Source organism: Spiribacter halobius (genome assembly GCF_020883455.1).
Classification (GTDB): Bacteria; Pseudomonadota; Gammaproteobacteria; order Nitrococcales; family Nitrococcaceae; genus Sediminicurvatus; species Sediminicurvatus halobius.
In genome coordinates this window covers 254,790-269,291 of record NZ_CP086615.1, presented here as the reverse complement: position 1 = coordinate 269,291, position 14,502 = coordinate 254,790, and the positions used below count along the sequence as shown (strand labels likewise).

Genomic DNA, 14,502 nt, shown 5'->3' with positions numbered 1-14,502 from the left:
GGGGCGGGAGCGCCGATAGCAGCAACCCGGGGCGCGCCCTAGAGCAGCCGACGCTGGCCGCTGGCGAGGCCGAGGCGGCGCCGCAGGGGGCTGCGGCGGGGGAAGTGCGCCCGCAGGAAGGCCATCTGGTCCGCCAGGATGCGCCGGCCCTGCAGGTAGACGTACTCGGCGTGGGTGGGGGTGAACGGCACCGCCAGCAGCTGCATGCCTGCCTCTTCCGGCGTGCGGTTGCCCTTGTGGTTGTTGCAGCGCTTGCAGGCGGTGACCACGTTCATCCAGATGTCCTGCCCGCCGCGGCTGATGGGGCGCACGTGGTCCCGGGAGAGCTCGCTGGCGCGGCGCGAGTCGCCGCAGTAGAGGCAGATCTGGTCGTCCCGGCGGAACAGGGTGGCGTTGTTGAGCGGCGGGATGTAGGCAGGGTTGCCCTTGAGGGTGGCCTGCACGGCGCCCGCCGTGGCGACGATGGAGTTCACCTCGATCACGCTGCGCCTGCCGGTGAGGGCATTGTAGCCACCGCGCACGCGGTACAGCAGCCGCCCGCAGGTATACGCCACCTGATCGAGGTAGTAGAGCCGCACCGCGTCCTGGTAAGTGATCCACTCGAGCGGCATACCCGAGACATCGGTGCGCAGGATGTGCTGATCAAGCGTGGTCACGCCTCACCCCGCTGTTCGCGCGACGCCGTCGCGGGAACGGCGTCACGCTCTCGATAATCCACACCCGGAGCGTACGGTGCAAGCGTTACGCCGAGTTGACAGTACCCGCAACCGGCCGGGTCCGCGCGGGCGCTCGGCGGCTACTAGCCCGCATATCCCACCGATTCACGGCTGCGGGCGCGGACATGGCGGACAGTCCTGCGTTGCGCTCGGCCCGGGTGCTCGACGTACTGTCGCGTACGCCTGCGCGCCCGGGCTCTCCCGCGCGTTGGGCAGCGCGGAGCCCTCGCTGCGCGAACCGGTGAGATATGCGGGCTAGATGCGCTCCAGTCCCATTCTTGTACAATGCGCGGTTCGCCCCCGCCGCCGGGCCGGGTGTTCCGGCGGCCCGGGGACGGCCCCCGCAGGCGTGGGTGCGCACGGGCTGCCCTATACTGGATGCCCGGGTGGCGCGGCTCTGCCGCTGCCAGCCACCGGCTCTCCGACGCTGAACGAATAAGACGGGAGAGAACCTGATGACCATACGAGTTGCCGTGCCGAAGGAAACGGCCTCCGGCGAGCGCCGGGTGGCACTGGTGCCGAGCGTCCTCAAGCAGTACGACAAGCTGGGCGTCGAGGTCCTGGTGCAGAAGGGCGCCGGCGCCGCCAGCGGCTTCGCCGACGACGAGTACACCGGCGCCACGATCGTGGACGGGGCCGAAGCGCTCTACGAGAAGGCGGACATCATCCTCCGGGTGCAGCCACCAACCGTCGAAGAGGCCGGCAAGCTCCCCGAGGGCGCGCTGCTGCTGGGCTTTCTCACCCCCCATGAGGGTGACTCCCGTATCCGCAACCTCGCCAAGCGCAAGGTGACGAGCTTCGCCATGGAGCTGGTGCCGCGGATCACCCGCGCCCAGTCCATCGACGCTCTGTCCTCGCAGGCCAACATCGCCGGCTACAAGTGCGCGCTGCTTGCCGCACAGCTGAGCCCCAAGCTCTTCCCGATGCTGACCACTGCCGCCGGCACCGTGCGCCCGGCGAAGGTCGTGGTGATTGGCGCCGGCGTTGCCGGTCTGCAGGCCATCGCCACGGCCCGACGCCTTGGCGCCATTGTCGAGGCGTATGACGTGCGCTCGGCCACCAAGGAGCAGGTGGAGTCCCTCGGCGGCAAGTTCATCGAGACCGGCGTCAAGGCCGAAGGCGAGGGCGGCTATGCCCGCGAGCTCACCGAGGACGAACGCCGCCAGCAGCAGGAAGTGCTCGCCGACCACATCGCCAGCGCCGATGCGGTGGTCACCACCGCTGCCATCCCCGGCCGCCCGGCGCCGAAGATCATCGACAAGGCGACCGTGGAGCGCATGCGCGGCGGCTCGGTGATCGTCGACATGGCGGCCGAGACCGGCGGCAACTGCGAGCTTACCCAGGCAGGCAAGGAGATCACCCATCAGGGGGTGGTGGTCGCCGGGCCGAAGAACATCCCGAGCATGGCGGCGACTCACGCGAGCGAGATGTACGCCCGCAACCTCTACAACCTGCTGGCGCTGATCGTGAAGGACGGCGAGATCCAGCTCGACTGGGACGACCAGGTCCTTGCCGACAGCTGCCTGACCCACGACGGCGAGGTCCGCCACGCCCCCACCCGCGAGCGTCTGGAAGGAGGCAAGTGATGGCTATCGAAGGCTTCGTGGCCCTGTACATCTTCATGCTCGCGGCCTTCACCGGCTTCGAGGTGATCAGCCGTGTGCCGGTGATCCTGCACACGCCGCTGATGTCCGGCTCCAACTTCGTCCACGGCATCGTGGTGGTCGGCGCCATGGTGGTCCTCGGCCACGCCGAGACGGCTGCCGAGCAGGTGGTCGGGTTCATCGCGGTGGTGCTCGCCGCCGGCAACGCGGTCGGCGGCTACGTGGTCACCGAGCGCATGCTCGAGATGTTCAAGAGCAAGGACGAGAAGAAGAAGGGGGCGCAGGAATGAACTTCATCGTCCAGACGAGCTATCTGCTCGCCGCAGTCCTGTTCATCCTCGGCCTGAAGGCCATGAGCTCGCCGAAGACGGCGCGCCGGGGCATCGTTTGGGCCGGCGTGGGCATGGTCCTGGCGACGCTGGTGACCTTCGTCCATCCCGCGGTGCATGGCGTCACCAACTACACGCTGATCATCATCGCCATTGCCGTCTCCGGCGTCCTCGCCTGGTGGTCCGGCCGGCGCGTGGCGATGACCGGCATGCCGCAGATGGTGGCGCTCTACAACGGCATGGGTGGCGGCGCGGCCGCGGCCATCGCCGCGGTGGAGATGCTGCGCGCACTGCGCACCCTGCCGGAGGACCTGCAGACTCAGGCGCAGGCGCTGGCCGAGAGCGCGGGGCTCAGCCTGGCCGCCGCCGAGGCGGCGCTGCTCGCCGAGGGCGCGGAGCCCGCCAGCATCGCCACCGCGCTCGGCGGCGATGTCGCGATTCTCGGCATCCTCGGCGCGCTGATCGGCACCGTCGCCTTCTCCGGGTCGCTGGTGGCCTGGGCCAAGCTCGACGGCCGCATGCAGCGCAACCGCCTGGTGCCTGGCCAGCAGTTCGTGAACGTCGCCGTGTTCGCACTGGCCGTGCTGTTCGGCGTCATGACCTACTTCACCGACAGCCTGGCCGTGGTGGTCGCGTTCTTCGCCTTCGGGCTGCTGTTCGGCGTGTTCATGGCGGTGCCCATCGGTGGCGCCGACATGCCGGTGGTGATCTCGCTGTTCAACGCCCTCACCGGCCTCGCCGTCGGCTTCGAGGGCTACGTACTCGGCAACCCGGCGATGATCATTGCCGGCACCGTCGTGGGCGCGGCGGGTACGCTGCTTACGCAGCTCATGGCCAAGGCCATGAACCGCTCCCTCGCCAACGTGCTGTTCTCCGGCTTCGGCGCGGCCCCGCAAAGCAGCGCCGAAGGGCCCGAGGGCGAGATGAAGGACGTCTCCCCCGAGGACGCCGGCTATATGCTCGCCTATGCCGAGCGCGTGGTGATCGTACCCGGCTATGGCATGGCGGTGGCCCAGGCCCAGCACAAGATCTGGGAGCTGGTGGAGCTGCTGCAGGACAAGGGCGTGGAGGTGAAGTTCGCCATCCACCCCGTGGCCGGCCGCATGCCGGGCCACATGAACGTGCTGCTGGCGGAGGCGGGCGTGCCCTACGACATGATCTTCGACATGGAAGATATCAACGAGGAGTTCGCCACCACCGACGTTGCCGTGGTCATCGGCGCCAACGACGTGGTGAACCCGGCCGCCGAGGAGGAGCCGGACAGCCCGATCTACGGCATGCCGATCCTCAAGGTGAAGGACGCCGAGAACGTGCTGGTGATCAAGCGCGGCCGCGGCGCCGGCTTCTCCGGCGTGGAGAACAAGCTGTTCTTCGCGGACAACACCCGCATGGTCTTCGGTGACGGCCAGAAAGTGGCCGCGGGCATGGTCCAGGCGGTCAAGAACCTCTGACCTTAACCTCGCCCGGCCCCCGGAACGCCCGGCTGCTACTGCGGCCGGGCGTTTTGCTTTGTTGCGTCGGCGGATTCAGCACAACGACACCACGGACACAACGATTCACAACGCGGGAAGGGGCAGGGAATAACCGCAAAGACGCGAAGTACGCGAAGGACGGCGCAAAAGCATTCTTGTGTGCCACCTCGCACGGGACATCACGCACGCCGCCGAGGGCTGGCGTTTCCGGCATGGCTCACCGCCATCCCTACCCCTAATCCTTCGCGTCCTTCGCGTCTTCGCGGTTGTCTTCTTCCCGCGTTGTGAATCGTTGTGTCCGCGGTGTCGTTGTGTTGACCAGCAGCGCCCGATGAAGCCGCATATCGAGGCGGGCACGCGACGCTCTGATACCATGTGGCGCCACAGTCAGCAGACATCGCACAGGAGCAGCCCATGAGCGCTTCCGACGAGCAGCAGCAGGCCCTTGAGCAGCTGCGGATGGATCCGGACGGCCTCTATCGCGAGGAAGTCTTTACCGACCGGCGCATCGGCACCATTCAGCGCCTGACGCCGGTCACCCGGGATGGCAGCGACGACAGCAGCCGTGAGGTGCTCTACCTCGGCCAGACCCAGGTCATGACCCCCGTGGGCGCGCTGCCCCTCAACTTCGAGCTGGAGGCAAGCAACCTCGAGGAGGCCATGGCGCAGTTCCCGGCGGCGGCTGCGGAGTCGCTGGAGCGCACCATGGAGGAGCTCAAGGAGATGCAGCGCGAGCAGGCCTCACGGATCATGACGCCCGACCAGCTGGGTGGCCAGGGCGGCTACGGCGGCGGGGGCATGCCCGGCGGCGGAGGCGGCGGCGTGCCGGGAGGCGGCATCCAGATCCGTTAGCCCGCATTTCTCCCCGATTCGCGAAGCGAGGGCGTGGAGATGGCGGGCTAGCGCACCTGCCACACCGCCTCGGCCTCGCCGGCCAGGGCACCGGCTGAGACGTCCGGGAAGGCCGTCTGCAGGATCAGCACCAGCGCGTCCAGCGCCTCGCGCTCGGGGCGCGGGCAGCTCTTGCGGGTATAGAGCGCGGCGTTGGCGGCGGCGTCGCGCCAGCGCTCCGGCTCCGGCGCCGCCGTGCAGCCGGCCGGGAAATCCTCCAGGAACAGCCGCTGCTGGATGCGCTCGGCCTCGAGCTCCTGGTCCAGCACCGCGCGGCGCAGACGCTCGGTGGTCTTCTCGAGCCCCTTCGGCGGCGCCTGCCGCAGCCGCCGGCGCAGGCTGCGCATGGGCTCGATGATCTCGCGATGCCATTCCACGCCGCGCCGGATCGCCGTCTCCAGGTCCGTGGCCCCGAGCCGGCCGTAGCCGGCGCCACCGGCCCAGACCGCCCCCAGCAGCAGGCTGATGCTGATCCCGTAACGGGCCTGGATGCTGAGGCAGGCCGCCTTGACCCCTTCCATCTCGTAGAGGGCGACGGCGAACTGCCACAGGCGTGCCGCCGCGGCGTCGAGATCATCGGTGTCGCTCATGGCCGCGAGTGTAGCGGCAATAGCCCGCTCATCGCACCGATTCGCGGGCTAGGGAAGCGCTGATCAATTCCCGCGGGCCTCTGGCCGCAGGTCGCGTGCGCAGACAAGGCGCGCTGCGCAGCGCTGTACCGGGGGTACAGTCAAGCAGCGCAACGCCGGCTGCGCGCGCGACCTGCGGCCCCGAAGGGCGCTCCAGAGCGGCGCCCTGGACTGCGTTGGCGTTCTTGTAAAGGGCTACGGCCATTCACTGCGAACGCCGCCTTGCCAGGCCGCCGCTCTGGAGCGCAGAGGCCCGCGGGAATTGATCAGCGCTTCCCTAGAGCAGCCGGGCGACGGCATCGTTGAGCCGCTGCACCGTGGCGGTATCGCCGCCCCGGTCCGGGTGATGGCGCATCATCAGGCGCCGGTAGACCTGACGGATCTCGGCGTCGGTCACCGGGTCCTCCAGCCCGAGCTCGGCGAGGGCCTCGGCGCGCCCGTCGCGCCGGGCAAAACGGCGCCAGAAGTCACCGAGCAGGCGCTCGACCTGCGCCGTGTCCACATCATCGAGATTGCGGCCGTCGAGGTAGAAGCTGCGCATGGGGTCCACGAAGCCCGGGCGCTGGCGACCCTCGGCGGGGCGCGCCAGGCGCCGTATCCTCAGACAGTGGATCTCGAGCGCCTCACCGCGCTCGCCCAGGGCAGCATCAAGGTGATGCAGGCAGTGAAACAGGACGAAGTGGGTGCGATAGAGCGCAAGCGGCGTGGCAAGCCCCTCCGCCGGGAACTCCGCCAGATCGCCGCGCGCCTGCAGCGCGCGGATGAGCCGGAACTCGTCCACCGCCCCCGGAGGCGGCGGCAGCATGCCGGCAATGGGGTCCAGCAGATGGGGCCAACGGCAGGCGGGCGCGGTCACGGTCGTGGTCATGGTCATGGTCATGGGGCGGATACTAGCCCGGGCTACAGCCGCCAGCGCCCCGCCCGGGTGATGACCGGCACGCCGCGCCGATGAGCGTCGCCGTCGTCAAGGTCGCGGTGCCTGGGCCGCTGGCCGGTCCGCTGGACTACCGGGCACCGGCGTTCCCCCCGCCGGTGGGCGCCCGGGTGCAGGTGCCGCTCGGGCGGCGCCGGGTGGTGGGCGTGGTCACCGGGCATGCCGGGGAGAGCGAGCTGCCGCCCGACAGGCTGCGCGCGGTGGAGACCGTCCTCGACGAGACGCCCCTGCTGGATACCGAGCTGCTCGCCCTGCTCCGCTGGGGCGCCCAGTACTACCACCATCCCCTCGGCGACTGCATTGCCACCGCGCTGCCCCGCCGGCTGCGCCAGGGCGCGCCGGCCACGCCCGGCGAGGAACGCTACTGGCGGCTCACCGAGGCCGGCGCCGCCGCCAACGTGACGGCGCTGCGCGCCCGCGCTCCCCGCCAGGCGCTGCTGCTGGCCGAGCTCCAGGCTGCGGGGGTGCTCCGGCCCGCGCAGCTCCCCGGCATGGGCGGCGACGCCCGCGGCGCGCTGGAGCGCCTGGCCAGCCGCGGCTGGGCCGAGGTCGTGCAGCGCCGGGACTACGGCCTGATCGAGGGCGACAGCGAAGACCCCGCTCCGGCGCTCAACCGGGAGCAGGCCGACGCGGCGGCGGCCCTTGCCGCCGCAACAGGCTTCACCGCCCTGCTGCTCGACGGCGTCACCGGCAGCGGCAAGACCGAGGTCTACCTCGATGCCATCGCCCGCTGCCTCGCTGCCGGCCGGCAGGCGCTGGTTATCGTCCCCGAGATCGGGCTCACGCCGCAGCTCCTCACCCGCTTCCGGCGGCGCCTGCGAGGCCGGCTCGCCGTCCTCCATTCCGGCCTCGCCGACGGCGAGCGCCTGGACGCCTGGCTCGCTGCGCGGGAGGGGGTCGCGGACGTGATTATCGGCACGCGCTCGGCGGTATTCACGCCGCTGGCGCGCCCGGGACTCATCGTCGTCGACGAGGAGCATGACGCCTCGCTCAAGCAGCAGGACGGCTTCCGCTATTCGGCGCGGGACCTCGCCGTGATTCGCGCCCAGCGGCTCGACCTGCCGGTGGTGCTCGGCTCCGCCACACCGTCGCTGGAGAGCCTTGCCAACGCCGGCCGGGGCCGCTACCGGCATCTGCACCTCGGCGAGCGGGCCGGCGGCGCGCGCCCGCCCCGGTTCGGGCTGCTGGACGTGCGCGGGCGGCCGATGCAGGAGGGCCTGTCGCAGCCGCTGCTGCAGCGGGTGCGGGAGCATCTGGACCACGACGGCCAGGTCCTGCTGTTCCTGAACCGGCGCGGCTATGCGCCGACCCTGCTCTGCCACGAATGCGGCTGGATGGCGGAGTGCGAGCGCTGCGACGCCCGCTACACCTATCACCGCGGCCGGGCCCGCCTGCACTGCCACCATTGCGACCGCGAGCAGCCGCTGCCACGGCACTGCCCGGAATGCGGCAGCGTCGACCTGCGCCCCCTGGGCCTCGGCACCGAGCGCGTCGAGGCGGCCCTCGAGGCCGCCTTTCCGGAGACCAGCCTGGTGCGCATCGATCGCGACAGCACCCGCCGCCGCGGCAGCTTCGAGACCCGCATGGAGGCGGTGCGCCGCGGCGAGGCGCGGCTGCTGCTGGGCACGCAGATGCTCGCCAAGGGCCATCACCTGCCGGCGGTGACGCTGGTGGGCATCATCGATGCCGACCAGGGTCTGTTCGGCGCCGACTTCCGCGCCCCGGAACGCCTCGCCCAGCTGATCGTGCAGGTGGCCGGGCGCGCCGGCCGCGCCGAGCGACCCGGGGAGGTGCTGATCCAGACCCATCACCCCGAGCACCCATTGCTGCAGACGCTCATCCATCACGGCTACCCCGCGTTCGCGCAGGCCGCGCTGGCCGAGCGCCAGGCGGCCGGTCTGCCGCCGGAGCGCTCGCTCGCGCTGCTGCGCGCCGAGGCCCCCGGAGCAGCCGCCCCCCGTGCCTTCCTCGATGCCGCCCGCAACACCGCACCCGCCACCCGTGTGGAGCTGCTCGGCCCGCTGCCCGCCCCCATGGAGCGCCGCGCCGGCCGCTACCGCGCCCAGCTCATGCTCCAGGCCGACGCCCGCCGCGACCTGCACGCTCTGCTCGACGTCTGGCTGCCCCGGGTGGCGGCACTGCCGGAGGCCAGGCGCGTGCGCTGGTCGATCGACGTGGATCCGGTCGAGACGCTCTAGCGGCCCTGCCGGGCCGAGTTCAAAGGTGCAAGTTCAAGGTTCAACGTGCAGATGCCCCCAGGGAGATTCGCGGCGGGGGCGCCGCTCCTACCAGGCTCCGATCAGCCGCCACGGGGGCAGCAGAGCGTGCAGGAGGTGCGCCCTCGCACCGAATCCCCTGCGACCACCGCGGCCCACGCACCATCGCCACGATTCCGGCGCGCCCCTTCGGCCTTTGAGCTTTGAACTTTGAACTTTGAACTTTGAACTCGGAACTCGGAACGCGAGCCTTTGAACTCGCTGCACGCGCAGCGATAATAGGCGCCCCTTTCGCCACCGAACCCGCTCAGGCCCATGAAACAACAACTTGCCGAACTGCTGCGGCAGGCGCTCGAGGCCGTGAGGGCCGAGGGCGGGCTGCCTGACGACGTCCAGCCCGAGATCCAGATCGAGCGCGGGCGCGGCAGCGAGCACGGCGACTATGCGAGCAATCTGGCCATGCAGCTGGCACGGCCGGCGCGGCGGGCACCACGGCAGATCGCCGAGGCGCTGGTGGCGGCGCTGCCGGCGCACCGGTACGTGGCGCGGGTCGAGGTGGCCGGCCCGGGATTCATCAACTTCTTCCTGACCGCCGACGCGGGCACCGCGGTGCTCGAGGACATCCGCCGCCAGGGCGAGGCCTTCGGCCGCTGCAACGCCGGCCGCGGCCAGAGCGTGCTGCTGGAGTTCGTCTCCGCCAACCCCACGGGGCCCCTGCATGTGGGCCACGGCCGCGGTGCCGCCTTCGGCGCGGCGCTGGCGAGCCTGCTCGAGGCGGCGGGCTTCCGCGTCCAGCGCGAGTACTACGTCAACGATGCCGGCCGGCAGATGGACATCCTCGCGGTGAGTGTGCTGCTGCGCTACCTGGAGCACTTCGGCGAGGCGGTGCGCTTCCCGGACAACGGCTACCGCGGCGACTACATCCGCGACATCGCCGCCACCCTCGCGGAGCGCGTCGGCGAGCGCTACCGGCTTGACGGGGCGGCGCTGACGGCGGAGCTGCCCCCCGATGCCGCCCAGGGCGGCGACAAGGAGCGCCACATCGATGCCCTCGTGCGCGCCGCCCGGGAGCGCCTTGGAGAAGCCGGCTATCGGGACGTGCTGCAGGCCGCGGTCAACGCGATCCTCGGCGACATTCGCGCCGACCTGGCGGAATTCGGCGTCCACTACGACCGCTGGTTCTCCGAGCGCGAGCTGGTGGAATCCGGCGCCGTCGGCCGCGCCCTGGAGCAGCTCCAGGCCCGCGGCGAGGTCTACGAGGCCGATGGCGCCCTGTGGTTCCGCTCCAGCCGCTACGGCGACGAAAAGGACCGCGTCGTGCGCCGGGCCGACGGCCAGATCACCTACTTCGCCTCGGACATCGCCTACCACCTGGACAAGTTCGCCCGCGGCTTCGACAGCGCCGTGGACGTCTTCGGCGCCGACCACCACGGCTACATGGCGCGGGTGCGGGCGAGCCTCGAGGCCTTTGGCCTCGCCCCTGACCGGCTCAGCTTCCGGCTGGTGCAGTTCGCCATCCTCTACCGCGGCGGCGAGCGGCTGCAGATGTCCACCCGCTCCGGCGAGTTCGTGACCCTGCGGGAGCTGCGCGACGAGGTAGGCAACGACGCCGCGCGATTCTTCTACGCCATGCGCCGTCCGGAACAGCACCTGGACTTCGACCTCGACCTCGCCAAGTCGCAGTCCAACGACAACCCGGTGTACTACGTCCAGTACGCCCACGCCCGGATCTGCAGCGTTCTGGGCCAGCTCGCCGAGCGGGGCCTCAACCACGACCCGGACAACGGTGCCGCCGCCGCGACCCGGCTCACCGAGGACCACGAGCAGCAGCTGCTCGGCCTGCTCGGGCGCTATCCGGAGGTGATCGAGGCCGCGGCGCTCGCCCACGAGCCCCACCAGGTGGCCCAGTACCTACGCGAGCTCGCCGCCGCCTTCCACACCTACTACAACGCCCACACGTTCCTGGTGGACGACGCCGGCCTGCGCGACGCGCGGCTCAACCTGATCCTCGCCACCCGGCAGGTGATCCGAAGCGGCCTCGGCATCCTCGGCGTCTCCGCACCGGAGAGCATGTAACCGTGGCGAGCCGCAAGCGCAGTAGCGGCCAGGCCAGCAAGGGCCGCGGCGGTAGCGGCGGCGCGCTGCCGGGCTGGGTGTGGGGACTGTCCGGCCTGGCGGTGGGTCTGTTCATCGCCTTTCTGGTGCACCTGGAGGGCAGCCGGCCGGCCGATGAGGCCCGCGACCCGATCGGCGAGCTCCTCGCCCCGCCGGAGGACGGCGCCGGCGGGGGCGCTGCCGACCGCGCCGCGAGCGGCGATACCAGCGGCGACGACGACGGCCCGCGCTTCGAGTTCTACAAGCTGCTGCCGGAGCAGGAGGTGGAGGTGCCCCAGGCCCCCGAGCGCACCGCCCGAACCGACGACACGCCGGCCTCGGCGCCTCCGGAGCCGGCAACGGGCAACGCCGATGGCTCCGGCGAACGCTACCTGCTGCAGGCGGGCTCCTTCCGCAACTTCGACGACGCCGACCGCCTCAAGGCCACCCTCGCCCTGCTCGGGGTCGAGGCAAGAATCCAGGAGGTCGAGCTCCCCGGCGGCGAAACCTGGCACCGAGTCCGCATCGGCCCCTACAGCGACCGCGAGGAGATCAACCGGGTGCGGGAGCGGCTGGCGGAGAATGAGGTTGAGGCGATCCTGCTCCGGGCCGGAGGTTAACCTCCGGCCCGGAGCAGGATAGTTCGAAGTTCAAAGTTCGAAGTTCAAAGTTCAAAGACCGCCGCCGAACCGCCCTACGCTTTTCGATGACGCAGCGCTGGAATTCGCGGTCTTTGGACTTTGAACTTGGAACTTTGAACTCGGCCGCTAGAGGCCGCGCCGGTTCCCCCCCTCGAACTGCTCCCGCTTCAGCCGGTAGAGCGCGGAGATGTCCTCGTCGCCGTGGCCGCGGGCCATGAGCAGGGCGTAGTGCTTGCGGGTCATCTCCACCAGCGGCAGATTGACGTTCAGCTCGGTAAGCAGGCGCTGGCACAGGGCCAGGTCCTTGTCGTGCAGGGCCATGCGGAAGCCGGGCTCGAAGTCGCCGGCGAGCATGCGCTCGCCGCGGCGCTCGAGCAGGCGGCTGCCAGCGGCGCCGCCGGCCAGCACCGGCAGCAGCCGCTCGCGCTCGAGGCCGCTGGCATCGGCAAACGCCAGCGCCTCGCTGATGGCCTGAATGACGCCCGCGGCGAGGATCTGGTTCACGGCCTTCGCCCGCTGGCCGTAGCCAGTCGGCCCCATATGCGCAATCTCGGCGGCGAAGGGCGCGAGGTCCGGGCGGGCCTGCTCCAGCGCCCCTGCCTCGCCCCCCACCATGACCATCAGCGTCCCGGCCTCCGCGCCTTCGCGGCCTCCGGTCACGGGAGCGTCCAGGAAGCTCGCGCCGCGCTCGACCGTGCATCGGGCCGCCTCGGCCACCGTATCGACACCCACCGTGGAGCAGTCGACCACGACCTGCCCCGGCTGCAGGCCCGGCAGCAGGGCGTCCACCACCTCCAGCACGTCGGCATCGGCAGAGACGCAGATGATCACCGTCTCGCAGGCGGCGGCGAGGGCGGCCGGATCCTCCGCCACGGGCACTCCGAGCTCGCCCGCGAGCGTCTCGGCTCGCTCGCGAGTGCGGTTCCAGACCGCGGCCAGGCGGCCCTCGCGGGCGAGATTGCGGGCCATGCCCTGACCCATGACGCCGAGGCCGATAACACCTGCGCTCATTCCCCTTCCTCCGTTCGCAGATAGGTCGAGCCCTGCAGCCCCGCCTCGAGCTCGCGCAGGCACTCCGTACGCGCCGCCGCGGGCAGGCCGGAGGCCGCCACGCGCCGGCGATAGGCCTGCAGCAGCTCGCGTTCGCCAAAGCGCACGTGCGCCAGCACCGACTCGATGCTGTCGCCATTGTGGGGGTCATCCAGCCGCCAGCCGTCAGCGGTCAGCGAGACGTTCACCGAGTCCGTGTCGCCGAAGAGGTTGTGCATGTCGCCGAGGATCTCCTGGTACGCCCCGACCAGAAACGCCCCGAGCAGAAGCGGCGCGCCGGGGCCGGGCAGCGGCAGTGTGGTCTCGACGCCGTCGCGGGCGACGTACTGGTGAATGGCGCCGTCGGAGTCGCAGGTGAGGTCCTGTAGCACCGCCCGGCGTTGCGGCGGCTCGTCCAGCCGGTGCAGGGGCAGAATCGGGAAGATCTGGTCGATGGCCCAGATATCGGGCATGGACTGGAACAGGGAAAGATTCACGAACACCTTGTCGGCGAGCTTCTCGTCGAGCTCGTCCAGCAGCTCACGGTGCGCCCGAATGCGCGGGTCCAGGCGCCGGCGCACGGCAAGGCAGGTGGCGTGGTAAAGCCGCTCCGCCTCCGCTCGCCCGGCAAGCCCGAGCACGCCGTGCTGGTACTGACTGCGGGCCTCGGCGAGCCAGTGCGCGGCGTCATGGCAGACCTCCAGCGGCGAGCGCTCCGCGGCCGAGGCATAGCCCCGCCAGAGGTCGCGCAGCACTAGGGGAGCCTCCTCGCCCGGCGGCTCCGTCGGCGGCGGGCCATCGGCCACGGACTCGACGTCGATGACGTCGGTCACCAGCACCGCGTGGTGCGCGGTCATGGCGCGGCCGGCCTCCGTGACCAGGTGCGGCTGCGGCAGGTCATGCTCGCTGCAGATCTCGCGCACCGTATGCACGACGTTGTGCGCGTACTCCTCCAGGGAGTAGTTCATCGAGCAGTGGCTACGCGAGCGGGTGCCCTCGTAGTCGACGCCGAGCCCGCCGCCGACGTCGACCACCGTTACCGGCGCGCCCAGGCGGTGCAGCTCCACGTAGTAGCGGATCGCCTCGCGCATGCCGCGCTGGATGTCGGCGATGTTGGCGATCTGCGAGCCGAGGTGAAAATGCAGCAGGTCGAGGCACTCGAGCAGCCCCGCGGCGCGCAGGCGCTCCACCACCGCCAGGGCATCCGTGGCGGAGAGCCCGAACTTCGACTTCTCTCCCCCGGTGTTCTGCCATTTGCCCTCGCCGAGGGAGGCGAGGCGCACGCGCAGCCCGAGGTTCGGCCGCAGACCGAGCCGCGCCGCCTCGTCGATGATCACCGCGAGCTCGGAGCGCTTTTCCACCACCAGCCGGGCGTCCAGCCCCAGCTGGCGCGCCCGCAGGGCCAGGCGCACGTATTCGCGGTCCTTGTAGCCGTTGCAGATGACCCGGCTCCCCGGCGGCGCCGCCGCGAGCACGGCCATGAGCTCCGGCTTGCTGCCGGCCTCGAGACCGACGCGCCCGGGCGCCCCGGCAAGGATGGCCTCCACCACCCGGCGCTGCTGGTTGACCTTGATCGGGTAGACGGCGGTGTAGCCGCCCTGGAAATCCTCGGCCGCACAGGCCGCGTCGAAGGCCGCGCACAGATGCCGCACCCGGTCCTGGAGAATGTCCGCGAAGCGCACCAGCAGGGGCAGCGCGAGCCCGGCGGCGCGGGCCTCCGCCACCACCTCCTCGAGCACGACGGCGGGCCCGCCGGCCCCCCGGTCGGGGACCGCCAGCAGCCGGCCCCGGTCATCGGCCCGGAAATAGCCACCGCTCCACTGGGCGAGGTTGTAGGCGACGGCGGGGAGATCTTCCATGGCGCTGGGATTCCGAGGGGCCGAGGGTTACGGGTTCAACGTTTCGGGTCCGACGTTTCGGGTTTAAGGTTGCGGGTTCAAGGCTCCG

General features: G+C 70.9%; 12 protein-coding genes. 7 read left to right on the top strand and 5 right to left on the bottom strand.

Translation table 11 applies throughout. From position 1 onward, the window contains the following. Positions 1-38: 38 nt before the first annotated feature. The gene (locus LMH63_RS01235) at positions 39-611 is read right to left on the bottom strand and encodes an HNH endonuclease (protein WP_109676523.1); all 573 of its coding nucleotides are present in this window, start codon (positions 609-611) and stop codon (positions 39-41) included. Positions 612-1,171: 560 nt separating this feature from the next. On the opposite strand from LMH63_RS01235, the gene LMH63_RS01230 reads away from it, so the two are divergent. The 4 genes from LMH63_RS01230 to LMH63_RS01215 all read left to right on the top strand — a co-directional run bounded on the left by LMH63_RS01230 (position 1,172) and on the right by LMH63_RS01215 (position 4,973). Beyond that, positions 1,172-2,302, top strand: a complete 1,131-nt coding sequence (locus LMH63_RS01230; protein WP_109676266.1) for a Re/Si-specific NAD(P)(+) transhydrogenase subunit alpha — start codon at positions 1,172-1,174, stop codon at positions 2,300-2,302. Beyond that, positions 2,302-2,610, top strand: a complete 309-nt coding sequence (locus LMH63_RS01225; RefSeq protein ID WP_109676267.1) for an NAD(P) transhydrogenase subunit alpha part 2 — start codon at positions 2,302-2,304, stop codon at positions 2,608-2,610. The genes LMH63_RS01230 and LMH63_RS01225 overlap by 1 nt, the downstream gene beginning before the upstream one ends. Further along, positions 2,607-4,100 (top strand): NAD(P)(+) transhydrogenase (Re/Si-specific) subunit beta, encoded by a 1,494-nt coding sequence (locus LMH63_RS01220; RefSeq protein ID WP_109676268.1) that lies wholly within the window; start codon positions 2,607-2,609, stop codon positions 4,098-4,100. The genes LMH63_RS01225 and LMH63_RS01220 overlap by 4 nt, the downstream gene beginning before the upstream one ends. Before the next feature lie 435 nt (positions 4,101-4,535). Further along, positions 4,536-4,973 carry a hypothetical protein gene (locus LMH63_RS01215; protein WP_109676269.1) on the top strand — a complete coding sequence of 146 codons (438 nt, stop codon included), beginning with the start codon at positions 4,536-4,538 and terminating at the stop codon, positions 4,971-4,973. 47 nt (positions 4,974-5,020) lie between these two features. Here LMH63_RS01215 and LMH63_RS01210 read toward each other — a convergent pair whose 3' ends face one another. Next, positions 5,021-5,602 carry a TIGR02444 family protein gene (locus tag LMH63_RS01210; RefSeq protein ID WP_109676270.1) on the bottom strand — a complete coding sequence of 194 codons (582 nt, stop codon included), beginning with the start codon at positions 5,600-5,602 and terminating at the stop codon, positions 5,021-5,023. Between the two features lie 316 nt (positions 5,603-5,918). Continuing rightward, entirely contained in the window at positions 5,919-6,509 is a 591-nt protein-coding gene (locus LMH63_RS01205) for a DNA-J related domain-containing protein (RefSeq protein WP_158280287.1), read from the bottom strand. Positions 6,510-6,589: 80 nt separating this feature from the next. Here LMH63_RS01205 and LMH63_RS01200 point away from each other — a divergent pair, with 80 nt between their 5' ends. From LMH63_RS01200 to LMH63_RS01190, 3 genes are all read left to right on the top strand, one after another. Next, positions 6,590-8,773, top strand: coding sequence for a primosomal protein N' (locus tag LMH63_RS01200; RefSeq protein ID WP_109676274.1), 2,184 nt, complete (start codon positions 6,590-6,592; stop codon positions 8,771-8,773). Positions 8,774-9,106: 333 nt separating this feature from the next. After that, positions 9,107-10,867, top strand: coding sequence for an arginine--tRNA ligase (argS, locus tag LMH63_RS01195; RefSeq protein ID WP_109676276.1), 1,761 nt, complete (start codon positions 9,107-9,109; stop codon positions 10,865-10,867). Positions 10,868-10,869: 2 nt separating this feature from the next. Continuing rightward, a complete protein-coding gene (locus LMH63_RS01190; RefSeq protein ID WP_109676278.1) occupies positions 10,870-11,505 on the top strand; it encodes an SPOR domain-containing protein in 636 nt (211 codons plus the stop codon). A gap of 147 nt (positions 11,506-11,652) precedes the next feature. Here LMH63_RS01190 and LMH63_RS01185 read toward each other — a convergent pair whose 3' ends face one another. Further along, positions 11,653-12,537: an NAD(P)-dependent oxidoreductase gene (locus tag LMH63_RS01185; RefSeq protein WP_109676280.1), complete on the bottom strand. Its 885-nt coding sequence runs from the start codon at positions 12,535-12,537 to the stop codon at positions 11,653-11,655. Next, positions 12,534-14,414: a biosynthetic arginine decarboxylase gene (gene speA, locus LMH63_RS01180; protein ID WP_109676282.1), complete on the bottom strand. Its 1,881-nt coding sequence runs from the start codon at positions 14,412-14,414 to the stop codon at positions 12,534-12,536. The genes LMH63_RS01185 and speA overlap by 4 nt, the downstream gene beginning before the upstream one ends. Positions 14,415-14,502 lie beyond the last annotated feature (88 nt).

Bases quoted from the DNA above. Each gene is read 5' to 3' on its own strand.
- LMH63_RS01205 (WP_158280287.1), bottom strand. From the start codon at position 6,509: ATGACCACGACCGTGACCGCGCCCGCCTGCCGTTGGCCCCATCTGCTG.
- LMH63_RS01185 (WP_109676280.1), bottom strand. From the start codon at position 12,537: ATGAGCGCAGGTGTTATCGGCCTCGGCGTCATGGGTCAGGGCATGGCC.
- LMH63_RS01200 (WP_109676274.1), top strand. From the start codon at position 6,590: ATGAGCGTCGCCGTCGTCAAGGTCGCGGTGCCTGGGCCGCTGGCCGGT.
- LMH63_RS01220 (WP_109676268.1), top strand. From the start codon at position 2,607: ATGAACTTCATCGTCCAGACGAGCTATCTGCTCGCCGCAGTCCTGTTC.
- LMH63_RS01215 (WP_109676269.1), top strand. From the start codon at position 4,536: ATGAGCGCTTCCGACGAGCAGCAGCAGGCCCTTGAGCAGCTGCGGATG.
- LMH63_RS01225 (WP_109676267.1), top strand. From the start codon at position 2,302: ATGGCTATCGAAGGCTTCGTGGCCCTGTACATCTTCATGCTCGCGGCC.
- argS (WP_109676276.1), top strand. From the start codon at position 9,107: ATGAAACAACAACTTGCCGAACTGCTGCGGCAGGCGCTCGAGGCCGTG.
- LMH63_RS01230 (WP_109676266.1), top strand. From the start codon at position 1,172: ATGACCATACGAGTTGCCGTGCCGAAGGAAACGGCCTCCGGCGAGCGC.
- LMH63_RS01235 (WP_109676523.1), bottom strand. From the start codon at position 611: ATGCCGCTCGAGTGGATCACTTACCAGGACGCGGTGCGGCTCTACTAC.
- LMH63_RS01210 (WP_109676270.1), bottom strand. From the start codon at position 5,602: ATGAGCGACACCGATGATCTCGACGCCGCGGCGGCACGCCTGTGGCAG.
- speA (WP_109676282.1), bottom strand. From the start codon at position 14,414: ATGGAAGATCTCCCCGCCGTCGCCTACAACCTCGCCCAGTGGAGCGGT.